The sequence below is a fragment of the Stenotrophomonas aracearum genome, assembly GCF_031834615.1.
GTDB lineage: Bacteria > Pseudomonadota > Gammaproteobacteria > Xanthomonadales > Xanthomonadaceae > Stenotrophomonas > Stenotrophomonas aracearum.
The window spans coordinates 785,639-807,123 of the sequence record NZ_CP115543.1; the positions used below are offsets into that span (position 1 = coordinate 785,639).

Annotated in this window: 21 protein-coding genes and 1 pseudogene; 12 read left to right on the forward strand and 10 right to left on the reverse strand. The window is 67.4% G+C overall.

Annotation, left to right across the window (positions count from 1 at the left end):
* Window positions 1-34 precede the first annotated feature (34 nt).
* Both PDM28_RS03520 and PDM28_RS03525 read right to left on the reverse strand, forming a co-directional pair.
* The gene (locus PDM28_RS03520; protein ID WP_311183840.1) at window positions 35-2,518 is read right to left on the reverse strand and encodes an ABC transporter permease; all 2,484 of its coding nucleotides are present in this window, start codon (window positions 2,516-2,518) and stop codon (window positions 35-37) included.
* Window positions 2,515-3,114: an ABC transporter ATP-binding protein gene (locus PDM28_RS03525; RefSeq protein WP_311183841.1), complete on the reverse strand. Its 600-nt coding sequence runs from the start codon at window positions 3,112-3,114 to the stop codon at window positions 2,515-2,517. The genes PDM28_RS03520 and PDM28_RS03525 overlap by 4 nt, the downstream gene beginning before the upstream one ends.
* A gap of 120 nt (window positions 3,115-3,234) precedes the next feature.
* On the opposite strand from PDM28_RS03525, the gene PDM28_RS03530 reads away from it, so the two are divergent.
* From PDM28_RS03530 to PDM28_RS03540, 3 genes are all read left to right on the forward strand, one after another.
* Complete coding sequence (locus tag PDM28_RS03530; RefSeq protein ID WP_216362405.1) at window positions 3,235-3,897, forward strand: arylesterase; 663 nt, start codon at window positions 3,235-3,237, stop codon at window positions 3,895-3,897.
* 73 nt (window positions 3,898-3,970) lie between these two features.
* Window positions 3,971-4,684 (forward strand): response regulator transcription factor, encoded by a 714-nt coding sequence (locus tag PDM28_RS03535; RefSeq protein WP_019182442.1) that lies wholly within the window; start codon window positions 3,971-3,973, stop codon window positions 4,682-4,684.
* Between the two features lie 58 nt (window positions 4,685-4,742).
* Window positions 4,743-6,014, forward strand: coding sequence for a sensor histidine kinase (locus PDM28_RS03540; RefSeq protein ID WP_311183842.1), 1,272 nt, complete (start codon window positions 4,743-4,745; stop codon window positions 6,012-6,014).
* 124 nt (window positions 6,015-6,138) lie between these two features.
* Here PDM28_RS03540 and PDM28_RS03545 read toward each other — a convergent pair.
* Window positions 6,139-6,580, reverse strand: a pseudogene (locus PDM28_RS03545) (SGNH/GDSL hydrolase family protein); the annotation flags it as partial.
* Window positions 6,581-6,927: 347 nt separating this feature from the next.
* Here PDM28_RS03545 and PDM28_RS03550 point away from each other — a divergent pair.
* Entirely contained in the window at window positions 6,928-7,488 is a 561-nt protein-coding gene (locus PDM28_RS03550) for a hypothetical protein (RefSeq protein ID WP_311183843.1), read from the forward strand.
* A 152-nt stretch (window positions 7,489-7,640) separates the two neighbouring features.
* Here PDM28_RS03550 and PDM28_RS03555 read toward each other — a convergent pair whose 3' ends face one another.
* Window positions 7,641-8,351: an SGNH/GDSL hydrolase family protein gene (locus PDM28_RS03555; protein WP_311183844.1), complete on the reverse strand. Its 711-nt coding sequence runs from the start codon at window positions 8,349-8,351 to the stop codon at window positions 7,641-7,643.
* 250 nt (window positions 8,352-8,601) lie between these two features.
* On the opposite strand from PDM28_RS03555, the gene PDM28_RS03560 reads away from it, so the two are divergent.
* From PDM28_RS03560 to PDM28_RS03595, 8 genes are all read left to right on the forward strand, one after another.
* A complete protein-coding gene (locus PDM28_RS03560) occupies window positions 8,602-8,982 on the forward strand; it encodes a diacylglycerol kinase (RefSeq protein ID WP_102946487.1) in 381 nt (126 codons plus the stop codon).
* Window positions 8,983-9,021: 39 nt separating this feature from the next.
* Entirely contained in the window at window positions 9,022-9,771 is a 750-nt protein-coding gene (locus PDM28_RS03565) for a TerC family protein (RefSeq protein ID WP_102946416.1), read from the forward strand.
* 104 nt (window positions 9,772-9,875) lie between these two features.
* A complete protein-coding gene (locus PDM28_RS03570; RefSeq protein ID WP_311183845.1) occupies window positions 9,876-10,511 on the forward strand; it encodes a LemA family protein in 636 nt (211 codons plus the stop codon).
* A 3-nt stretch (window positions 10,512-10,514) separates the two neighbouring features.
* On the forward strand, window positions 10,515-11,408 hold the full coding sequence (locus tag PDM28_RS03575; protein ID WP_311183846.1) for a TPM domain-containing protein: 894 nt from the start codon (window positions 10,515-10,517) through the stop codon (window positions 11,406-11,408).
* Window positions 11,408-11,896, forward strand: a complete 489-nt coding sequence (locus PDM28_RS03580) for a TPM domain-containing protein (protein ID WP_311183847.1) — start codon at window positions 11,408-11,410, stop codon at window positions 11,894-11,896. Before PDM28_RS03575 ends, PDM28_RS03580 begins: the two co-directional genes overlap by 1 nt.
* A gap of 51 nt (window positions 11,897-11,947) precedes the next feature.
* Window positions 11,948-12,844: a prolipoprotein diacylglyceryl transferase gene (gene lgt, locus PDM28_RS03585; protein WP_311183848.1), complete on the forward strand. Its 897-nt coding sequence runs from the start codon at window positions 11,948-11,950 to the stop codon at window positions 12,842-12,844.
* Window positions 12,841-13,635: a thymidylate synthase gene (locus tag PDM28_RS03590; RefSeq protein WP_102946421.1), complete on the forward strand. Its 795-nt coding sequence runs from the start codon at window positions 12,841-12,843 to the stop codon at window positions 13,633-13,635. Before lgt ends, PDM28_RS03590 begins: the two co-directional genes overlap by 4 nt.
* Window positions 13,632-14,126, forward strand: coding sequence for a dihydrofolate reductase (locus tag PDM28_RS03595; protein ID WP_311183849.1), 495 nt, complete (start codon window positions 13,632-13,634; stop codon window positions 14,124-14,126). Before PDM28_RS03590 ends, PDM28_RS03595 begins: the two co-directional genes overlap by 4 nt.
* Before the next feature lie 266 nt (window positions 14,127-14,392).
* Here the strand turns inward: PDM28_RS03595 and PDM28_RS03600 are convergent, their stop codons facing one another.
* Genes PDM28_RS03600 through lptD form a run of 6 tightly spaced genes read right to left on the reverse strand, consistent with a single transcriptional unit; the run spans window position 14,393 to window position 21,403 of the window.
* On the reverse strand, window positions 14,393-15,400 hold the full coding sequence (locus PDM28_RS03600; protein WP_311183850.1) for a symmetrical bis(5'-nucleosyl)-tetraphosphatase: 1,008 nt from the start codon (window positions 15,398-15,400) through the stop codon (window positions 14,393-14,395).
* A gap of 13 nt (window positions 15,401-15,413) precedes the next feature.
* Window positions 15,414-15,797: a Co2+/Mg2+ efflux protein ApaG gene (gene apaG, locus PDM28_RS03605; RefSeq protein ID WP_311183851.1), complete on the reverse strand. Its 384-nt coding sequence runs from the start codon at window positions 15,795-15,797 to the stop codon at window positions 15,414-15,416.
* A complete protein-coding gene (gene rsmA / locus PDM28_RS03610) occupies window positions 15,794-16,612 on the reverse strand; it encodes a 16S rRNA (adenine(1518)-N(6)/adenine(1519)-N(6))-dimethyltransferase RsmA (protein WP_311183852.1) in 819 nt (272 codons plus the stop codon). The genes apaG and rsmA overlap by 4 nt, the downstream gene beginning before the upstream one ends.
* Window positions 16,609-17,589, reverse strand: coding sequence for a 4-hydroxythreonine-4-phosphate dehydrogenase PdxA (pdxA, locus tag PDM28_RS03615; RefSeq protein ID WP_311183853.1), 981 nt, complete (start codon window positions 17,587-17,589; stop codon window positions 16,609-16,611). The genes rsmA and pdxA overlap by 4 nt, the downstream gene beginning before the upstream one ends.
* Before the next feature lie 11 nt (window positions 17,590-17,600).
* Entirely contained in the window at window positions 17,601-18,950 is a 1,350-nt protein-coding gene (locus tag PDM28_RS03620; RefSeq protein ID WP_311183854.1) for a peptidylprolyl isomerase, read from the reverse strand.
* Window positions 18,947-21,403 (reverse strand): LPS-assembly protein LptD, encoded by a 2,457-nt coding sequence (gene lptD / locus PDM28_RS03625; RefSeq protein ID WP_311183855.1) that lies wholly within the window; start codon window positions 21,401-21,403, stop codon window positions 18,947-18,949. The genes PDM28_RS03620 and lptD overlap by 4 nt, the downstream gene beginning before the upstream one ends.
* Between the last annotated feature and the right edge of the window lie 82 nt (window positions 21,404-21,485).

Consider the following 21,485-nt stretch of genomic DNA (forward strand, 5'->3'; position numbering starts at 1 on the left):
CGGCCAGCGGCCGGCACTACGCGCCCAATCCCAATCACGCCTCGCGGAGGGCCAGCGCCGGCGGCGTATGCAGGATCCTGCGCGTACCCCACCAGCCCGCCAACATGCTCAGCGCCACGCCCAACGCACCTCCGAGCAGCAGCGCACCCCATGGCGGGCTGAGCTGCAATTCGAACACCTGCTTGGCCACCACGCTGCCCAGCAGCGCCGCCGTGCCCACCGCCAGCAGCGAGGACAACAGCCCCAGCGCCCCGAACTCCACCAGCACCGCCCCGCGCAACTGGGCGCGGGTGGCACCCAGCGTGCGCAGCACCGCGCTGTCGTACCGGCGCTCGCCCGCCGTGGCCTGCAGCGCGGCCAGCAGCACCAGCACCCCTGCCAGCAGGCTGAAGCCCATCACCAGCTGCACCGCCTGGGTGACCCGGTCGACCACCTCGCGCACCCGCTGCAGGATGCTGTCGATGTCCAGCAGCGAGATGTTCGGGTAGTCGCGGGTCAGCCCGGCCAGCGCCGGCGCCTGCGCACGCGGCAGGTGGAAGGCGGTGATCAGGTTGTACGGCGCATCGCCGACCGCGCCCTCATTGAGCAGCAGGAAGAAGTTGACCCGGAACGAGTCCCAGTCGGCCTTGCGGATGCTGGTCACGGTGAAGCGACGCTCCAGCTCGCCCATCTGCAGGGTCACCGTGTCGCCCAGCTTCATGCCGTAGCGCTCGGCCCAGCCTTCCTCGATGGAGGCTTCCGCCGCCGTGCTGCCGGCCGCCCAGTACGTGCCCGACAGCAGCGTATTGGCCGGCGGGAAGTCGTGCCGCCAGGAGAAATTCACCGGGCGGTTGGCGTCGTCGTCATCGTTGCTGTTGTCTTCGCGCGCCTGGCGCTGCGGCGGCCGGTCGTTGACCGCCAGCAGCCGGCCAGTACTGAACGGCTCGATCCCCGGCGCCTGTACGCCCAGGCCGTTGAGCGCATCCAGCACCGCCTTGCGCTGCTCGGGCTGGATGTTCATCAGGAAATAGTTCGGGGTGTCGCTGGGCAGGCGGTCGCGCCACTGCGCCAGCAGGCCCGGGCCGATCACCGAGAGCAGCAGCAACGCGCACAGCGACAGCGACAGCCCCACCAGCTGCATCACCGCCAGCCTGCGGCGCCGGGTCAGCGCGGCCAGACCGAGCTTCCAGCGCCCGCGCAGGCGCGGCTGCAGGCCGCGCAGCAGCCACAGCAGCGCCGCACCGGCGGCGCCGGCCAGCAGTGCCAGCGCGGCCAGCCCGCCCAGTACCCACGCCGCCAGCCGTACGTCGCCGGTGGCCTGCACGGTCAGCGCCACCGTAGCCGCCAGCGCAGCCGCGTAAACCAGCAGCGAGCTCGGCGGCATCGCGGCAAAGCTGCGGTTGAGCACGCGCATCGGCGGCACCCGGCGCAGCCGCAGCAGCGGCGGCAGGCCGAAGCCCAGCAGCAGCACCAGCCCGATCCCGGCGCCGGTCAGCGCGGGCGTGGCCTGCGGCAGCGGCAGCCGGCCGGGAATCAGCCCGCCCAGCGCCTGCACCAGCCCGGCCTGCGCGGCCATGCCAAGCCCGACGCCGACCACGCAGGCCGGAATCGCCAGCAGCACCAACTGCAGCGCCATCGCGCTCAGGATGTCGCGCTGGCGCGCGCCCAGGCAGCGCAGCACCGCCACCTGGTCGATCCGACGCAGCGCGAAGCGGTTGGCCGCCAGCGCCGTGGCCACGCCGGCCAGCAGCACCGCCAGGAGCGCGGCAAGCGACAGGAAGCGGCCGGCCAGGTCGAACGCGCCGCGCACGCCGCGCTGCGCGTCGGCAATGCCGACGATGCGAAGGCCCTTGGCGCGCGGCTGCAGCCAGCCGCGGAAGTCGGCGATCGCCGCGCTGTCGCCGGCGAACATCATCCGGTACGACGCGCGGCTGCCCGGACCGAGCAGTCCGGCACGGTCCACGTCGATCCGGTTGACCAGCAGGGGCGGGGAGAGCTGCATCAGCTCGCCCGAGGTGTCCGGTTCGGCCTGCAGGATGCGGGTCACGGTCAGCGTTCCGGCGCCGAACTCCAGTGCGTCGCCCACCTTCAGCCCCAGCGCCTGCATCAGGCGCGGATCGGCGTAGGCTTCGCCGGCGGGCGGGGTACCGGCCACTTCATCCGGTGCCCCGGGCGCCCGGCTCACGCGCAGCTCGCCACGCAGCGGATAGCCGTCGCTGACCGCCTTGATGTTGGCCATCTGGCTGTCGTCGCCATGGAACAGCACGCTGGGGAAGCTGACCATGCGCGTGCTGGCCAGCCCGCGCGCGCGCGCTTCGTCGGCGAACGCCTGCGGCACGTCTTCGCGCCCGCCCAGGCCGAGGTCGCCGCCGAGCATTTCCGCCGCGCTGCTGGTCAGGGCCAGTGTGACCCGGTTGACCAGCGTGCCCACCGCCGTCATCACCGCCACGCCCAGCACCAGCGCGGCGAACACGGTCAGCAGGTCGCCGGCCAGGAACTCGCGGCGCAGCGCGCGCGCCGCATGCCGGATCACGTTCATGCGCGCACGCCGGCAGCGTCGACCAGGCGGCCGCCGTCGAGCTGGTAGATGCGTTCGCAGCGTTGGGCCAGGCGCAGGTCGTGGGTGACCAGCACCAGGGTGGTGTCGCTGGTCGCATTGAGCGCGAACAGCAGGTCGCTGATCTGCTGGCCGGTGGCCTGGTCCAGGCTGCCGGTGGGTTCGTCGGCGAACAGGATCCGCGGCCGCGCCACGAACGCGCGCGCCAGCGCCACGCGCTGCTGCTCGCCACCGGAGAGCTGGCGCGGGTAGTGCCGCGCACGATGGCCGAGCCCCACCTGTTCCAGTACCTCGCGCACCCGCGCGGCATCCTCGCGCCCGGCCAGTTCCAGCGGCAGTGCGATGTTTTCCTCGGCGGTCAACGCCGGCAGCAGGTGGAAGCTCTGGAACACGAAGCCGACCTCGCGCGCGCGCAGCTGCGCGCGCGCTTCTTCGTCCAGAGTGCCCAGGCGGGACCCGGCCAGGTCGATCTCGCCGCGGCTGGGCAGGTCCAGTCCGGCCAGCAGGCCGAGCAGGGTGGTCTTGCCCGATCCGGACGCACCGACGATCGCCACGCTCTCGCCTTCATGTACCGTCATGTCGATGTTGTCCAGTATGTGGACTTCACCCTCCGGGCCACGCGCGGATTTGCCCACGTTGTGGGCGGCGATGGCGACGGACGCGCTGCGGGGGGACAGGCTGTCGATGAGGATTCTCCAATGTACCGAGCAAGGATGGGCCATGTGGCCCGGATGATGTGGCTGCTGGCAGCATTGCTGCTGTTGCCTGCGCTGGCGTGTGCCAAAGGTGCCGATACCCGCAACGCGGTGCTGGTGGTCGGCGACAGCCTCAGTGCCGCCCACAATATCCCGGCCGCTTCCGGCTGGGTGAACCTGCTTCAGCAACGGGTCAACCAGCAGCTCAAACCGCCGCCGGCGGTCATCAACGCCAGCATCAGCGGCGAGACCACGGCGGGCGCGCTGACCCGCCTGCCGGCGCTGCTGGAAAAGCATCGGCCGTCGGTGGTGGTGATCGAACTGGGCGGCAACGACGCCCTGCGCGGGCTGACTCCGGCGCAGCTGCGCGGCAACCTGGAAAAGATGATCGTGGCCAGTCAGAAGGCGGGGGCCCGGGTGCTGCTGCTCGGCATCGACGTGCCGCCCAACTACGGCCCGGCCTACCGCGACCGCCTGCGCCAGGCCTACGCGGGGCTGGCCAGCCAGTACAAGGTGCCGCTGCTGCCGTTCCTGCTGGAAGGGGTCGCGCTGAAGCCCGGCCTGATGCAGTCCGACGGCCTGCACCCCACCGCCGCTGCGCAACCGCAGGTGCTGGACAACGTCTGGCCGCTGCTCAAACCCCTGCTGAAAGCGCCTGCGCCGTAACCTGTGAGCGGCTTCACATCGCGTCCACCGTCGATCCGGCATGTTTCACAAAGCTGAAGAAAGAGGGACTCCCATGCGTCAGACAAAGGAAACCTCCGGCCTGGTGCTGGTGGTCGAAGACAACCGCAATATCTCCGAAATGATCGGCGAATACCTGGAAGGCCGCGGCTTCGAGGTCGACTACGCCCAGGACGGTCTGGACGGCTATCGACTGGCTGCGGAAAACAGCTACGACGTGGTGGTGCTGGACCTGATGCTGCCGCGCCTGGATGGCATCGAAGTCTGCCGCCGGTTGCGCAACGACGCCCGCAAGTCGACCCCGGTGCTGATGCTGACCGCGCGCGACACGCTGGACGACAAGCTCACCGGCCTCGGTTTCGGCGCCGATGATTACCTGACCAAGCCGTTCGCGATCCAGGAGCTGGAAGCCCGCCTGCGCGCGCTGATCCGCCGCGAGCGTCGCCAGGTCGGTTCGGAAGTGCTGAAGGTCGCCGACCTGGTGCTGGACCCGGTCAGCATGCGCGCCACCCGTGCCGGTACCGAGCTGCAGCTCTCGCCGATCGGCCTGCGCCTGCTCACCATCCTGATGCGCGAATCGCCGCGCGTGGTGACCCGACAGGAAATCGAGCGCGAAATCTGGGGCAACGGCCTGCCGGACTCGGACACCCTGCGCAGCCATCTGTACAACCTGCGCAAGATCATCGACAAGCCGTTCGACCGTCCGCTGCTGCACACCGTGCAGAGCGCAGGTTACCGTATTGCCGATATCGCCCAGCCGATGAGCTGATGCGACACGATGCCCCGGCGCTTGCCGGGGCATCGCCGTTTTTGCACTGGACGTCGTAATGCCGCACGGTCTGCCGCGCAAGATCAGAATTGCCTTCATCCTGCAGGCCGTGCTCGCCAGCCTGGGCATCCTGCTGGGTGCATGGCTGGTCTCGCTGGTCATCAAGCATAGCCTGGTCAGCAGCGCATTGCAGGAAGAAGCCACCTATTTCTGGGACCTGCACGCGGCCTCGCCCGTGCAGCCGCCGCCGAACACGCGCAACATCCGCGGGTACCTGCTCGAAACCGGGCAGTCGGCATTGAGCCTGCCGGCCAACCTGCGCGAGCTTGCACCGGGCTTCCACGAACTGAAGGCCGACGACCAGCTGGTGCTGGTCGACGCGCGTCCGGAAGGCCGGCTTTACCTTGTCTTCCTGCGCTCGCGCGCGGAGATGCTGGCGTTCTGGTTCGGCATCGTCCCGGTGCTGCTGACCCTGCTGGCCGTCTATGGCGCCTCATGGGTCACCTACCGCGCCTCCAAACGGCTGGTCTCGCCGGTCAACTGGCTGGCGCGCCGGGTCTCGCGCTGGGATCCGGGCCACCCCGAAGCGTCCGATCTTGCCCCGGACAAGCTGCCGGCCGACATGCAGGGCGAAACCCGGCAGCTGGCCGCCGCACTGCACTCACTGGCGACCCGGGTCACCGCGCATGTCGCGCGCGAACGCAACTTCACCCGCGACGCCAGCCATGAGCTGCGCACCCCGCTCACGGTCATCCGCGTGGCCAGCGACATGGCGCTCGGCGACCAGGACATGACGCCGCGCCTGCGTCGCGGCCTGAACCGCATCCAGCGCGCCGGCCGCGACATGGAAGCGGTGATCGACGCTTTCCTGATCCTGGCCCGCGAAGCCGACGTGGAACCGCAGATCGAACTGTTCGACGTCAACGACATCGTGCAGTACGAAGTGGACAACGCCCGCGAACTGCTGGCCGGCCGCCCGGTGGAAATCCACGTGCACAGCACCGGGCCGGTGCAGCTGCACGCACCGCCGCGCGTGCTGCAGGTAGTGATCAGCAACCTGCTGCGCAACGCGTGCAGCTACACCGACGAAGGCCGCATCGACGTCGACGTGCTCGACGACCGCGTCGTGGTCCGCGACACCGGCATCGGCATGTCGCCCGAAGCGCTGTCGCGCGCCTTCGAACCGTTCTACCGCGCCGAACCCAGCCGCCCCCAGGGCACCGGCCTGGGCCTGTCGATCGTGCGCAGGCTCTGCGACCGGTTCGGCTGGAAAATTGGACTCAGCAGCGAGCCGGGCGTCGGCACGCAGGCGACGATTGCTTACCGTTGAGCCGCGGGTGAGGTAGGGGCGGTTCCCAAACGGCCGCCGACTCTGCCCGTCGGCACGGTGACGCATGGACCCTGACCGGACCTACGCTCTTCGGAGCCGGGCAGAGCCCGGCTCTACCGCGAGATTACGGGCCTTGCGATTGCCGGCACTGGACTTGCGAGGCCGACGCCTTGTGCCAGATCGCATAGCCTTCCGGCTGTATGTGCAGCTTGTCCTCGCGGAACTGCGACGCACGCGGCTGGCCGTCGTCGCCCAGCATCGGCGTGTTTACATCGGTGAAACCAGTCTTGGGCAGGTTCGCCAACGCCTTCTCGATCAACCCATTTGCTTCCACCAACGCAGGCAGCGACTGCGCGCGCCAGGGGCTCAGCTTGATCGGAATGCCTTCGACGATAGTCTTCGGCAGATCGCGGTTCACGCGCTGCACGAACTCCATCACCTCGTCGCGCAACTGCGCCGCGTCGCGGCTGCCGTCGAGGTGAGTGTCGCCGGCGCTGAAGAACACGTATGCACGGCAAGCACGTGACAGCGAAACGGTCGGCGTACCAGGTGCTGTCGCCCATCTCCTAAGTGCCGAAATCACGGTGACCCCTTTTTGTCCCCAAATGCTCATCCGCTCGACGCTTGGGTTGGGAACTTGCGCTCTGATTGGAGTCCTGGCGGGCAATTAAAACGTGGGATCGTCAAGTTCCGAAGTTGATGCCAGTCTCGCATGGAAGTTCGAGTCCCGGGTTTACCAATATTGCTGCTCAATGCAAATGGCGGCGTTGATTGTTTATTTCTATCAATTTTTATTTTGTGGAGTGACGCTCAATTAGTCGTGCATCTCTATCGTTAGGATCTAAATCGCGGATCCGGTGGTTCGCGTGTATTTGCTTTTTTTCTGACGAATTATTCTTGTGGAGGTTGCTCGGTGAACCTATTGAAATTTGTTGTAACCCCTGTAGTCGTGCTCGCTTTCGCTGCTGGAGCTGCCGCCGCTGGTCAGGGAGGGGAGCCTGTTTCTGATGAGATTGTCCTGGCTCAGTTAGAGCGAGGAGCGTATCCAGTAAAGCCGACGGCAATAATGGAGCGACGAAAAATTAACGGGCACTGGGGTGATATGTTTAGCGAGAACTCGACGTATGTCGGGGGCGGTGACTGGCCCGAGGGCGGGTTTATGAACAACATTGGGCTCATTGCCCGCCATCCTTTCGAAGGTGCAAATGCACTGTATCAGTGCATTTCGAAGGCTGCGAAGCGATGGAACTACTTCACCTCAAACGACAAGAATTGCGAGGGCCATTCAAAGCCAAAGAAGCGTGCACTAATTGGCTACCTCTATGCATATCATCACCCGGGAACCTCTCCGCTATATCGTTGCCGTCAGGATCTGCCTGAAAAGGTGGATCACTTCGATAGTACCTTGGAGAACTGTGAGGGCTACGGAAGCACGGTTAATGAGGGGATTCTCGGATACCTCTGGGCTTACTGATCATTACGCTCTTTCGTAATGGCGGCGTGGCTACGTCGAGATTCTTAACTTATTGTGCCCGACAGGAGGCGTGCCGTTACTTGGGTAACGGCACGCATTTTTGTAATGGGTGTTCATCGTCCCAAATTCTCGAAGGACACGTCTCGTCCGACTCAGGTGCACTGCACCTTCGGTGTCAACGCCTTGCGCCAGATAGCATAGCCCTCGGGCTGCATGTGCAGCATGTCTTCGCGGAACAGCGACGCGCGCGGCTGGCCGTCATCGCCCAGCATCGGCGTGTACACGTCGGTGAAACCGGTGTTGGGCAGCTTCGCCAGCGCCTGCTCGATCAACCCGTTCGCTTCCACCACCGCCGGCAGCAGTTGCGCGCGCGACGGACTCGGCTTGATCGAAATGACGTCCACCGTGGTCTTCGGAAGGTCGCGGTGCACGCGCTGCACGAACGCCACCACATCGTCGCGCACCTGTGCCGGGCTGCGGCCGCTGTTGAGATCGTTGTCGCCGGCGTAGAAGAACACCTTGCACGGCGCGTACGGCACCACGATCTGGTCCGCGTACCAGGTGCTGTCGCGCACCTCCGAACCGCCGAAGCCCCGGTTGAACACCTTCTGGCCCGGGAAATCCGCCGCCAGCGTGTCCCACATCCGGATCGACGAGCTGCCGATGAACTCGATGCCCCCGCGCGGCGGCGGATTGGCGGCGTCGGCCTTGGCGAAGGCGGCCATGTCCCCGGCCCAGGCCACGTTGGACACCTGCTCCGGTACCTGCGGCGGCGGGACCGGGGTGGTCTTCAGGGCGAGGGCGGGCAGGCTGGCGGTCAGCGCCAGGGCGAGCAGCAGCGGACGGGCGACGCGGTGGGTCATGCGGAACTCCTGAACGGGTACAACGTCATCTTAGGCGGGCAGGGGGTGGAGGGGTTGTCCGGGTGTGTCGGGAGCCGGCCGGCGGCCGGCACTACGGATGTGGGTGGCCGGTTCGACGGGACCTTCGGGTGGGTCCGGCCGCCCTGTGGCAAAATGGAGGATTGTCCGTCGCTTACCGCGCTGCCCATGACCCGTTGCCGTGCCCTGGTTCTGCCGTCGTGCCCCCTTGCCAGCCATGGAGCGTGCCTGCGTGGCTGACGAATTCGGGCACCTGCCGCGCGGCCCCAGGCGCATCTTCAAGGCGGCCGTCTGGTCCTGGCAGGGCCTGCGTGCCGCCTGGCTGCATGAGTCCTCGTTCCGGCTCGAGGTCTACCTGCTGGTCGTGCTCGCACCGTTGGCGCTGTGGCTGGGCCAGACCCCGGTCGAGCGTGCCCTGATGATCGGCTCGATGCTGCTGGTGCTGGCCATGGAACTGGCCAACTCGGCGATTGAAGCGGTGATCGAACGCTATGGCCCCGAATTCCACGAACTGGCCGGCCGGGCCAAGGACATGGGCTCGGCCGCCGTGTTCGTGCTGATGATGAATGTCCTGGTGTGCTGGGCCCTGGTCCTGGCACCGCGAATCTTCTGACGCGTCCGCGCGTCATTCCCCCCTTGTAAGGATGTATCCATGTTCCTCGAGCTGCTCTCCGATCCCAACGTCTGGTTGACCCTGCTGACCCTGAGTGCACTGGAAATCGTGCTCGGCATCGACAACCTGGTGTTCATCTCCATCGCCGTGAGCAAGCTGCCCGAAGAACGCCGCCCGTTCGCCCGCAAGCTCGGCATCGCCGTGGCCTGCATCACCCGGATCCTGCTGCTGGTGTCGCTGGCGTACCTGGCGCACATGCAGACCAACCTGTTCACCGTAGCCGGCATGGGCATTTCCATCCGCGACCTGGTGCTGATCGTCGGCGGCCTGTTCCTGATCATCAAGGGCGGCATGGAAATCCGCGAGCTGATCACCGGCGGCGAGGACGAAGACCCCACCACCACCAAGGCCTCGGCCGTGTTCGGCATGGTGATCCTGCAGATCGCCATCATTGACATCGTGTTCTCGCTGGACTCGGTGATCACCGCCGTCGGCATCGCCCAGCACGTGCCGGTGATGGTCGCTGCGATCCTGCTTTCGGTGGCCGTCATGCTGCTGGCCGCCAACCCGCTGGGCCGCTTCATCGACGCCAACCCGACCGTGAAGATGCTGGCCCTGGCCTTCATCCTGCTGATCGGCGCGGTGCTGATCCTGGACGGCCTGGACGTGCACGTGCCCAAGCCCTACATCTACGCCGCCATGGGCTTCTCGGTGCTGGTCGAGTGGCTGAACCTGCTGATGCGCCGCCGCGCGCTGGCCCACCACGTGCCGGGCGCCGGCAACTGGTAAGGGGTCTCCGGGTACCGACCCAGGGTCGGTACCCGACCATGACGGGGAATTAACCCCTATTCATGCCATTCTCCGGCCGCGTCCACCCCGATCCGGAGCCGGCCATGCGTACCTCCATCCGCCTCATGCTGCTGGTCCTGCTGGCCAGCCTGTTGTCTGGTTGTGGCTACAACGCGATCCAGCAGAAAGATGAACAGGTCAAGGCCGGCTGGTCCGAAGTCGTCAACCAGTACAAGCGTCGCGCCGACCTGATCCCCAACCTGGTGCAGACCGTGGAAGGCTATGCCAACCAGGAACGCCAGGTGCTGACCGACGTGACCAACGCCCGCGCGCGGGTCGGCCAGGTCAACGTCAACGCCGACGACGCCGAGTCGCTCAAGCAGTTCCAGCAGGCCCAGGGCGAACTCAGTGGTGCGCTGTCGCGGCTGCTGGTGGTGACCGAGAACTACCCGAACCTGAAGTCCGACCAGGGCTTCCGCGACCTGCAGGCGCAACTGGAAGGCACCGAAAACCGCATCACCGTCGCCCGTGGCCGTTACATCCAGCAGGTGCAGGACTACAACACCTACATCCGCTCCTTCCCGCAGCTGATCACCGCCAAGATCTTCGGCTACGCGGCCAAGCCCAACTTCACGGTCGAGAACGAAGCGCAGATCGCGCAGCCGCCGGCGGTGAAGTTCGGCTCGCAGCCGGCCGCGCCCGCGCCGCAGCCGCAGCCGCAGCAGGCCCCGGCGCAGTAAGCCATGAGCGTCCGCCCGCTGCTGCGTGCGCTGCTGCTGTGCTGCCTGTGCCTGGCCCTGCCGGCCTGGGCGCAGCGCGACGCCGCGATTCCGCCGATGGCCTCGCCGGTGGTCGACACCACCGGCACCCTGGACGCGGCGCAGAAGCAGGCATTGGAAGCGCAGGCCCTGGCCCTGCAGCAGCACAAGGGCAGCCAGCTGCAGATCCTGATGGTGCCCAGCACCCAGCCGGAAACCATCGAGCAGTACACCCAGCGCGTGTTCGAGCAGTGGCAGGTCGGCCGCAAGGGCGTGGATGACGGCGTGCTGCTGGTGGTGGCCAAGGACGACCGCAAGGTGCGGATCGAGCCGGGCTACGGACTGGAAGGCGCGATCCCCGACGCGATCGCCAACCGCGTGATCCAGGAATACCTGGCCCCGAAATTCCGCACCGGCGACTACGCCGGCGGCCTGGCCGACGGCACCGCCGCCCTCGTCAAGCTGGTCGACGGCGAGGCGCTGCCGGCGCCGGTCAGCGACAACCGCGCGCCGCGCGGCAACGGCAGTGACGGCTTCACCGTCGCCCTGGTGATCGGCTTCTTCGTCGGCACCTTCGCCCGCGCCCTGCTGGGCTGGCTGCCGCGCCCGGTCCGCGCGCTTCTCGGCGGCGGCGCGGCAGCGGCGGCCGCGTTCCTGTTCACCTCGCTGCTGCTGGCCAGCGGCCTGGCCGGGCTGATCGGCCTGTTCGTCGGCTTCTCCTCCGGCCGCGCCGGCCGCTTCGCCCGCAACACCGGCTGGGGCGGCGGTGGCTTCGGCGGCGGCAGCTGGGGCGGTGGGGGCGGGGGCTTTGGCGGTGGCGGCGGCTGGGGTGGTGGCGGTGGACGTTCCGGAGGCGGTGGCGCCTCGGGAGGCTGGTGATGCGCATCTGGCGCCACCTGTTCGCTCCCTCGTTGCACCGCACCTTCAGCGAAGACAAGCTGCAGGCCATCACCGACGCGATTGCCGCCGGCGAGCGCCGCCACGGCGGCCAGGTCATGTTCGCGGTGGAAGCCGACCTCCCATGGCTGGCGCTGTGGCAGGGCGTCACCCCGCGCCAGCGCGCCGAGCACGCCTTCGCGCAGCTGCGCACCTGGGACACCGAACAGAACAACGGCGTGCTGGTTTACCTGCTGCTGGCCGACCACGCCATCGAACTGATCGCCGACCGCGGCCTGCGCGGCCGGGTCGGCGAAACCCAATGGCAGGCGATCTGCGAACACATGCAGGGCCTGCTGCGCGCCGACGACCTGCAGCAGGCGGTGCTGCTGGCCATTGCCGAGGTCTCCGACGTGCTGGCCGGGCACTATCCGCCCGGCAGCGGGTCCAAGGCTGACGCCCTGCCCAATACCCCCCAACTGCTCGGTTGAGGTAACGCGGCACTGGGCCGAGAATAGCCGCTTACCTGCAAGGCGCCGCCCATGATCTATTTCCACGATATCGACCCCATCGCCCTTTCGCTCGGGCCGGTCAAGGTGCACTGGTACGGCATCATGTACCTGCTCGGCTTCACCGCCGCCTGGTGGCTGGGGCGCAAGCGCATCGCCGCGGGGCGCCTGCCGGGCGTGGACGGCAATGGATTCTCCGACCTGCTGTTCTACGCCATGCTCGGCGTCGTGGTTGGCGGCCGCGTCGGCTACATGCTGTTCTATGCCACCGCCGATTTCCTGCACAACCCGCTGCTGCTGTTCAAGGTCTGGGACGGCGGCATGAGCTTCCACGGCGGCCTGCTCGGCGTGCTGTTCGCCTGCTGGTACTGGTCGCGCAAGCACCGCCTGCACCTGTTCGACACCCTCGACTTCATGTCGCCGCTGGTCCCGCTCGGGCTCGGCTTCGGCCGCCTCGGCAACTTCATCGGCGCCGAACTGTGGGGCAAGTACACCGACGGCACCTGGGGCGTGGTCTTCCCCAGTGGCCTGCCGGCCGCCTTCAACGGCGTGGACATGGACACCCTGCGCACCCAGTTCGCCAGCGGCGCGCTCAACCCGTACGCCCGCCATCCCTCGCAGCTGTATGAAGCGCTGCTCGAAGGCCTGGTGATGTTCGCCGTGCTCTGGGCCGTCTCGGCCAAGCCGCGCCAGCGCTACCTCATCTCCGGCCTGTTCGCGCTGATGTACGGCGTGTTCCGCTTCGCCGTCGAATTTGTGCGCATGCCCGACAACGGCGTCTACCTCGCCTTCGACTGGTTCACCCGCGGCCAGCTGCTCAGCCTGCCGCTGGTGGCGCTGGGCGTGGTCCTGCTGGTCCTGTCGCGCCGCGCACCGGTCCTGCAGCCGGTGCTGCCGGTCGCACCGGCCGCCGCCGGGAGCAAGGCATGAAAGCCTACCTCGACCTGCTGCAGCACGTGCTCGAACACGGCACCGAAAAGTCCGACCGCACCGGCACCGGCACCCGCAGCGTGTTCGGCTGGCAGATGCGCTTCAACCTCAACGACGGCTTCCCGCTGGTCACCACCAAGAAGCTGCACCTGCGCTCGATCATCCACGAGCTGCTGTGGTTCCTGAAGGGGGACACCAACATCGGCTACCTCAAGGACAACCAGGTCCGGATCTGGGACGAATGGGCTGACGAAAACGGCGACCTCGGCCCCGTGTACGGCAAACAGTGGCGCAGCTGGGCCACCGCCGACGGCGGCAGCATCGACCAGATGCAGTGGCTGGTCGACGAGATCAAGCGCAACCCCGACTCGCGCCGCCTCGTGGTCAGCGCCTGGAACGTCGGCGAACTCTCGCAGATGGCGCTGATGCCCTGCCACAACCTGTTCCAGTTCTACGTGGTCGACGGCAAGCTCAGCTGCCAGCTCTACCAGCGCAGCGGCGACATCTTCCTCGGCGTCCCGTTCAACATCGCCAGCTACGCCCTCCTGACCCACATGGTCGCCCAGGCCACCGGCCTCGGCGTCGGCGATTTCGTCCACACCCTCGGCGATGCGCACCTTTACTCCAACCACTACGACCAGGCCCGCGAACAGCTCGCCCGCGAACCGCGCGCACTGCCCACCCTCTGGTTGAACCCCGAAGTGACCGACCTGTTCGGCTTCCAGTTCGACGACATCCGCATCGACGGCTACGACCCGCACCCCGCCATCAAGGCGCCGGTCGCGGTATGAAGCTGTCCCTGATCGTCGCCCTCGACCGCGACCATGGCATCGGCCAGGACAACCAGCTGCCCTGGCAGCTGCCAGACGACCTGAAGCGCTTCAAGGCCCTGACACTGGGCAAGCCGATCCTGATGGGACGCAAGACCGCGCAGTCGCTGGGCCGCGCGCTGCCGGGGCGGCCGAACCTGGTGCTGACCCGTTCGGGCGAAGTGCCGTTCGACGGCATGCAGGCAGTTGCGTCCATCGAAGAAGCAAAGCAGTTCGCCGCCGCCACGGGCGCAGACGAGTTGTGCGTGATCGGCGGCGGTGAAGTATTCCGCCTGGTCATGGCGCAGGCCACCGACATGCACCTGACGTGGGTGGATGCGCAGGTGAACGCGGATACGCATTTCCCGGAATTCGATGCGGAGCAGTGGGTGGAAGTCGCGAGAGAGCATCACCCCGCGGATGCAAAGCACGCGTATGCGTTTGATTTCGTGGATTACGCGCGAGACCGATAGCGCCGCGCGCTGAAAGATCAGACACGCATGGCGTGTCTCTACGCATGGCCACCGACCCACTATCGAGGGGTCGGCGGGGGTGGGTTTGAGGGGGCACGAGCCGCATGGATGCGGCGATGAGCCTACATGGATGTATTTACGGCGTCCCCCACAAACCCACACCCGACGGCCCCAGCCAGGGAACGCCTGCAGCGCACGGTTGTTCGCCTGAATCCAACAACAGCCGGGCAGAGCCCGGCTCTACGGATGCTGCGCAATCAAGCGCGTTACGCGGTGGTGGGCGAGCTGTCGCCGCCGCTGTTGCCAGCCGGCTCACGCGGTCGACGTGGCTGCTGCTGGCGCGGCCCTCGGTCGCGCTGCCCTTCGCGCGGACCGCGCGGCGGCCGCCCGCTCGAAGGGCCACCTTCATTGGAAGGGCGACGCGCCGGCGGACGTGGCGGCGTGACCGGCTTGGGCACATCGCGGCCCGGTACCTGCACCACGCGCAGCTCCTCCGTATCCAGCTGCAGCGCCGTCAGCTTCCCGCCCCACACCGCACCCGTATCGATCGCATGCACGCCCTGCGTGATCGTCAGGCCCAGTGCCGACCAGTGCCCGCACACGATCTTCAGATCGCGCTCCACCCGGCCCGGCACCTCGAACCACGGGTACAACCCCTGTTCCTGCGTGCCCGGCGTGCCCTTGTCCTCGATCCCGATCCGCCCGCGCGGCGTGCAGTACCGCATCCGCGTCAGCAGATTGATGATCGCCCGCGACCGGTCGTAGCCCGACAGCCCCGGCGACCACACCGGCTTGTCCCCGTACATGTTGCGAAACAGCTTGCGGTACCCACCGCCATGCAACTGCTGCTCCACCTCCCGCGCATGCTTCTCCGCCAGCTGCGTCGTCCACTTCGGCGCCAGCCCCGCATGCACCATCATCCAGCCCAGCTCACGGTCCACGTGCACCAGCTTCTGCATGCGCAGCCAGTCCAGCAGCACATCCCGGTCCTCCGCCTGCACGATCCGAAGCAGGTCCGGATTCACCTTGCGCTGCTCCTCCTCCGTGCGCGCACCCACCGCCAACAGCGACAGATCGTGGTTGCCCAGCACCACCACGCTGTGCTCCCGCAGCGAATGCACCAGCCGCAGCGTCTCCAGCGACTGACCGCCGCGGTTCACCAGGTCGCCACAGAACCACAGCGTGTCCACCGCCGGATCGAAGCGGATCTTCTCCAGCAGACGCTGGGTCACCTCATAACAGCCCTGCAGGTCCCCGATGGCCCAGACACTCATGCGTGCGCCTCCATCAGTGCAGCGTGCGCGGAATGGTCAACACGAACGGCGCGATCGGTGCAGCGAACTCGGTGCCATCGTCGGCCACCATGTCGTAATGCCCCTGCATCGTGCCATGTTCGGTTTCCAGCATGACACCCGACGTGTAACGGAAGTCTTCACCCGGGCGCAGCCGCGGCTGCTCCCCGATCACCCCGTCACCGTCCACATGCTCCACCCGCCCGTTGCCATCGGTGATCCGCCAATGGCGCGCCACCAGCCGCGCCGCAACGCGGCCGCCGTTGTGGATCCGGATCGTATACGCGAACGCAAAGCGCCCGTCTTCCGGCGTCGACTGCTCATCCAGGAAGCGCGGCGCGACCTCCACCGAGATCGCATACTGATCGGCGTCGCTCATGCCGACTCCGCGCGCGGCACATTGGCCAGCGCAATGAACTGCGCCACCTCCAGTTGCTCCGCACGTGCATCGCTGCGCACTCCCGCCGCCTCGAACTGCTCCGTCGTCACCACCCCGTTCAGTGCATTGCGCAGCGTCTTGCGGCGCTGCCCGAATGCCGAGCGCACCACCTCCGCGAAACGCTTCCGGTCCAGGATCCCGACCGTCGCCGGATCGCGCGGCACCAGCCGCACCACCGCCGAATCCACCTTCGGTGGCGGGCGGAACGCCCCCGGCGGCACCACGAACAGCGACGTCACCTTGCACCAGGCCTGCAGCATCACGCTCAGCCGACCATAGACCTTGCTGCCCGGGTCGGCCGCCATGCGGTCCACCACTTCCTTCTGCAGCATGAAGTGCATGTCGCGGATCACCGCCGCATGCTCCATCGCATGGAACAGGATCGGCGACGAAATGTTGTATGGCAGGTTGCCGACCAGCCGGATCTGCCCGTCGCCGGCCAGCGGCGTGAAGTCCACCTGCAGCACGTCGCGGTGCACGATGGTCAGCTCGCCCAGCGGCTCGGCCGCAGCGGTCAGCGGCGCGATCAGGTCGCGGTCGAACTCGATCACCGTCAGGCGCGGGTGGCGACGCAGCAGCGGCAGGGTGATCGCACCCTGGCCCGGGCCGATCTCGACCAGCCGGTCGTCGTCCTTCGGATTGACCGCCAGCACGATCTTGTCGATGTAGCTGCGGTCGGCCAGGAAGTGCTGGCCGAGCTGCTTTTTGGCCGGGGCGGTGAAGCCGGGCGCAGAGGGGGAGTGCGAAGAAGTCATGTCGGCATTTTACGTTGCCGGGCCAGCCGCGCGCACAGCGCCGTGGCGGCCAGCAGGCTGGAAGGATCCGCGATGCCGCGGCCGGCCAGATCCAGCGCCGTGCCATGGTCCACCGCCACCCGGGGGTAGGGCAGGCCCAGGGTGATGTTCACCGCCTGTTCGAAGCCGCTGTACTTGAGCACCGGCAGGCCCTGGTCGTGGTACATCGCCAGCACCGTGTCGAACCCGGCAAGCTTCTGCGGCAGGAACGCCGTGTCGGCCGGCAGCGGCCCGACCAGGTCCATGCCCTGCGCGCGCAGCCGCTCCAGCAGCGGAATGACCACGTCCAGCTCTTCACGGCCCAGGTGCCCGTCCTCGCCGGCATGCGGGTTCAGCCCCAGCACCGCGATCCGCGGCGCAGCGATGCCGAATTCGCGGCGCAGCGCGTCGTGCACCGTGTGCAGGACCGTCGCCAGCCCATCGGCCGTGATCGCATCGGCCACCGCGCGCAGCGGCAGGTGGGTGGTGGCCAGCGCCACCCGCACGATGTCGTTGGCCAGCATCATCACCACCTGCACGCCCGCCTGGTCGGCCAGCAGCTCGGTGGTCCCGCTGTAGGCGATCCCGCCCTGGTTGATCACCGCCTTGTGCACCGGCCCGGTCACCACCCCGTCCAGGCGCCCGTCCAGGCAGGCCTGGCCGGCCTGGAGCAGGGCATCGATCACCGCCCCGGCATTGGCCGGGTCGGTCTGGCCAAAGCGCGACGGCGTCGCATTGGGCACTGGGCACAACGGCAGATCGCCCGGCTGGCGGGCGATCGCGTCTTCAGGCAGCAGGTTCAGCGGAAGCGATAGCGCTGCCGCGGCCGACCGCAGCGTGTCCGGGTCGGCGAACGCCAGCAGCCGGCAATCGGTGCGCGGCTGCTGGATCAGGCGAAGGCAGAGTTCCGGGCCGATCCCGGCGGGCTCGCCCGGTACCAGAGCGAGCTGCGGGATCATCGGCGCGGGCCTCAGGGGTTGGTCGGCGCCGGGGCCGGAGCGGCCTGGCCGGGGGTAGCGATGCGCAGGTCCACGTACGCTTCGCCACGCAGTTCCTGCAGGTAGCGGTTGTATTCCTCTTCCAGCTTGCGACGACCGATGGTCTCGCGGATCTGGGCGCGCTTGTTGTCGGTGCCGGCGTCGGTCTGGCGGGTGCCTTCGCGCAGCACGATATGCCAGCCGGCATCGGTGCGGAACGGCTGGCTGACGCCGCCGTCGGTCAGCGCGGTGACCTGCTTGCCGAAGTCCGGACCGAACGCGTCGGCCGGGAACCAGCCGAGATCGCCGCCCTGGCCCTTGCTGTTGCTGTCTTCGGAAGACTCGCGGGCCACGGCCTGGAAGTCCGCGCCGCCGGCGATGCGCGCCCGCAGGGTGTCGGCCTTGGCCTTGGCGGTGGCATTGTCCTGCTGGTCGTTGACCCGCACCAGGATGTGGCGCGCGTGGTATTCGGTGATGGTCTGGCCGCCGGCGCTGGCGCTGGCGTCACGTACTTCAACCAGCTTGAGCAGCTGGAAGCCGCTCGGGCCACGCAGCGGGCCGACCACGTCGCCGGCCTTCATGCTGGTCATCATCTGCGCGAACGCGCCGGGGATTTCATCCAGCGAACGCCAGCCCAGGTCGCCGCCTTCCAGCGCGTTGGGGCTGTCGGAATAGCGCACGGCGGCGGCATTGAAGTCCAGCTCGCCCTTGTCCAGCAGGCCCTTCACGCCGTCGGCCTTCGTCTGGCCGGTGGCGATCTGCTCGGCGGTGGCGCCTTCCGGCAGCGCGATCAGGATGTGCGCCAGGTGGTATTGGGTACCGGCGGTGGCTTCCTGCTTCAGCGCGGCATCCACTTCGCCCTCGCTGACGCTGATGCGGCTCTGCGCGAAGCTCTGGCGCAGGCGCTGCACGGTGATTTCGTCGCGGACCGAGCTGCGGAAGTCATTGAAATCCAGACCGTCGGCGGCCAGACGCTGGCGCAGGGCGTCCAAGTTGGAACCGTTCTGCTGGGCGATCGAATTCAACGCCTGGTTCAGTTCCTGGTCGCTGACCTTGATCCCGCTGCCTTCGGCGCGGGCCACCTGCAGCTTGACCAGCACCAGGCGCTCCAGCACCTGCCGGTTCAGCACGTCATCGGGCGGCAGCTGGTTTTCCCGGCCTGCGTACTGGGCCTTGATGTTCTGCACGGCGCGGTCCAGCTCGCTCTGCAGCACCACGTCTTCGTCGATGATCGCGGCAATGCGGTCCAGCGACTGGGTCTGCTGGGCCAGCACCTGCAGCGGCGCGGAAACGGTGGTGACGGCGAGGACGGAAGCGAGGAGGACGGGAAGGGTCTTGGTCATGGGATCAGGTTCGGATCGTAGTCGTCGCGCGTGGGCGCACCGGTAGTGCTGGGCGGCACGAGATAGAGGTCGTCCCGGTAATAGCCGAGAATAGCACGGCGCAAAGTGCGGTCCGTGTTCTGGCCGATGGAGCTCAGGCCCTTGAGCACGAACTCGATCTGGAACGAATTGTTCAGCTCACCCTCGCGGTTGCGCACGTAGCGGCGGGCCAGGGCGCGCACGGCCAGGCAGCAGCTGTCCCACTGCACGCCGCCGATGATCTCCAGCGGCGCCTTGTCCTCCAGCGAGTAGTAGTAGCGGCCGACCACGCTCCAGGAGGCATTGATCGGGTACAGGAAGGACAGGTCGACCTGCTCGAGCAGGGTGCGCTCTTCCTTGGTCGCGGTTGCCGGCGCGGCCGCATTGATGCGGTAGCGGTAGGTCAGGTTGACGATGCCGTCGTTGGACATCAGGTAGCGTGCGCGTACGCTGGCCAGGTCCTCGCGCTTGTACTTGGGGTCCCACTGGTAGGTGGCGCCCAGGTTCCAGCGGTCGTTGATCGCATAGTTGGCGTCGGCGATCCAGGCCGACTTGCCCTGCTCGATCTGGGCCTGCTGGCCCGGCAGAGTGACCCGCGAATCGTCGAAGTACAGGATCTGGCCGATGCTGCCGGAGAAGCGCTCACGGCCGGTCTTCTGGTCGATGAATCGCGTGCTCAGCGCCATGGTCAGCTGGTTGGCGTCGTTCTGGCGGTCCGCACCGGTGTAGCGCGAATCGCGGAACAGCTGGCCCCAGCTGAAGGTGAAGTCGCGCGTGTCGAAGATCGGCAGGTCGCTTTGGTCGCGGTACGGCGTGCGCAGGTAGAACAGGCGCGGCTCCAGCGTATGCAGGAAGCCCTTGCCGCCGATGGTGGTCTCGCGGTCGAAGTACATGCCCGCGTCGAGGCTGGCGATCGGCACGCTGCGGTGCGGCGAGGTGTTGCCGCGCAGCTGGTCCGGGGTAAGGGTGCTCAGATCGACCTTCGCGTCGTTCAATGCCTGCAGGCGGGTCTGGTCAGCCAGACCCTGATCCAGCTCGTAACCGGTGTACCGATAGGCCAGGGTCGGGGTGACATACCACGCGGCGCCGGCGAAGGGCATGCTCACGAATGGCTTCACGTCCAGGCGCGAGCCGTTGTAATACGGCGTGACCACGCCGCTGTCGGCGTAGTCGTCCTGCTCGCCCAGCTTGCCGTCCACATCATCATGGGTAAAGCGCACCGCCTCGGCATACACACCCACGTCCAGCCACGGCAGCACCGGCTTCTCCCAGGTGCCGAACAGGCGCGGCTGGCGCGCGTAGGGCAGGGAAGCGTCGGTCAGGGTGTAGTCGGTGTTCTGCCAGCGGTCGGCCATCAGGCCGCCACTCCAGTTCTCACCCGTGCCGTAGATGCCGATCTGGCTCTGCAGCGAGGAGGTGGTCACGCCCAGCAGCTTGCTGGAGAAATCCTCGGTGTAGCGTTCGTCGGTGACCCAGGCCAGGTTGGCACGGGCCTGCCACGTCGAATTGATGTTGTGGTAACCCTCGAACTTGAACTCGCCACGGTCGCGGTCGCGCAGCTTGTCGTTCGGCAGGTAGGCGGTGTCCAGCTGGCCGCGGCCGCCATCGTACAGATAGCGGAACTCGTTGTCGAGCATCAGCCCGCGCTTGCTCATGTAGCGCGGGGTCAGCGTGTCGTCGTAGTTCGGCGCCAGGTTGAAGTAGATCGGCTGCGCGTAATCGAACCCGTTGCGGCCGGACATGCCCAGCTGCGGGTAGAGCAGGCCGGTCTGGCGGCGGTCGTCGATCGGGAACTTGAAGTACGGTGCCCACAGGATCGGCACGTTGCCGATCCGCAGCACGGCGTTGCGGGCGGTACCGAAGCCTTCGTCGTTGTCCACGTCGATCTGCGGCGCCGACAGCTTCCAGATCGGCTGCGAAGGGTCGCAGGTGGTGTAGGTGGAGCGGTGCATCTGCCCGACCGAGCCCTGCAGGTCGATCGAGTCGGCGCCGCCATGGCCGCGCCGCGAAACCAGCTGGTACTGGATGTCGCTGATCTTGTGGGTGTCCGACTCCTGGTTGCCTTCGGCCCGCTTGGCGGTCATCCGGATCGACGAGTCCTGGTAGCGGACATTGCCTTCGGCGATGTAGTTGCCGCTCTCGGTGTCGAAGCTCAGGTGGTCGGTGCCCAGGAACTGGTCGCCGCGCTTGAGCGCCACGTTGCCCTGGTACTGCGGCACGGTGCTGGTGCCGAACAGACTGTCGCCTTCGATATCGGTCGGTTGCTGGTCGCGGGTTTCAGCCGCGGCCTTGTCCGCCGGCGGGGCGTCCTGGAAGACGGGCAGGACGTCGGTGACCGGGCAGAGTCCCCAGTTGACCGGTTTCTCGTCGGCCATGGCCGGCAGGCAGATGGCGATGCTCAGGGGGAGGGGCAGCAGGCGGAGGGCTCGGCGCACGCGGGCTTCGGATTCAGGCGAAAACGGATCACAGCTTGCCCCATCCCTTGCATAGGGGCAATGAAGGGAAATTCCTACGAGG

Coding starts and splice junctions, on each gene's coding strand:
- PDM28_RS03595 (WP_311183849.1), top strand. CDS start 13,632: ATGAAGCTGTCCCTGATCGTCGCCCTCGACCGCGACCATGGCATCGGC.
- PDM28_RS03535 (WP_019182442.1), top strand. CDS start 3,971: ATGCGTCAGACAAAGGAAACCTCCGGCCTGGTGCTGGTGGTCGAAGAC.
- pdxA (WP_311183853.1), bottom strand. CDS start 17,589: ATGATCCCGCAGCTCGCTCTGGTACCGGGCGAGCCCGCCGGGATCGGC.
- PDM28_RS03525 (WP_311183841.1), bottom strand. CDS start 3,114: ATGACGGTACATGAAGGCGAGAGCGTGGCGATCGTCGGTGCGTCCGGA.
- rsmA (WP_311183852.1), bottom strand. CDS start 16,612: ATGACTTCTTCGCACTCCCCCTCTGCGCCCGGCTTCACCGCCCCGGCC.
- PDM28_RS03520 (WP_311183840.1), bottom strand. CDS start 2,518: ATGAACGTGATCCGGCATGCGGCGCGCGCGCTGCGCCGCGAGTTCCTG.
- PDM28_RS03555 (WP_311183844.1), bottom strand. CDS start 8,351: ATGACCCACCGCGTCGCCCGTCCGCTGCTGCTCGCCCTGGCGCTGACC.
- PDM28_RS03620 (WP_311183854.1), bottom strand. CDS start 18,950: ATGACCAAGACCCTTCCCGTCCTCCTCGCTTCCGTCCTCGCCGTCACC.
- PDM28_RS03570 (WP_311183845.1), top strand. CDS start 9,876: ATGCGTACCTCCATCCGCCTCATGCTGCTGGTCCTGCTGGCCAGCCTG.
- PDM28_RS03540 (WP_311183842.1), top strand. CDS start 4,743: ATGCCGCACGGTCTGCCGCGCAAGATCAGAATTGCCTTCATCCTGCAG.
- PDM28_RS03600 (WP_311183850.1), bottom strand. CDS start 15,400: ATGAGTGTCTGGGCCATCGGGGACCTGCAGGGCTGTTATGAGGTGACC.
- apaG (WP_311183851.1), bottom strand. CDS start 15,797: ATGAGCGACGCCGATCAGTATGCGATCTCGGTGGAGGTCGCGCCGCGC.
- PDM28_RS03575 (WP_311183846.1), top strand. CDS start 10,515: ATGAGCGTCCGCCCGCTGCTGCGTGCGCTGCTGCTGTGCTGCCTGTGC.
- PDM28_RS03530 (WP_216362405.1), top strand. CDS start 3,235: ATGTACCGAGCAAGGATGGGCCATGTGGCCCGGATGATGTGGCTGCTG.
- lgt (WP_311183848.1), top strand. CDS start 11,948: ATGATCTATTTCCACGATATCGACCCCATCGCCCTTTCGCTCGGGCCG.
- PDM28_RS03590 (WP_102946421.1), top strand. CDS start 12,841: ATGAAAGCCTACCTCGACCTGCTGCAGCACGTGCTCGAACACGGCACC.
- PDM28_RS03565 (WP_102946416.1), top strand. CDS start 9,022: ATGTTCCTCGAGCTGCTCTCCGATCCCAACGTCTGGTTGACCCTGCTG.
- PDM28_RS03580 (WP_311183847.1), top strand. CDS start 11,408: ATGCGCATCTGGCGCCACCTGTTCGCTCCCTCGTTGCACCGCACCTTC.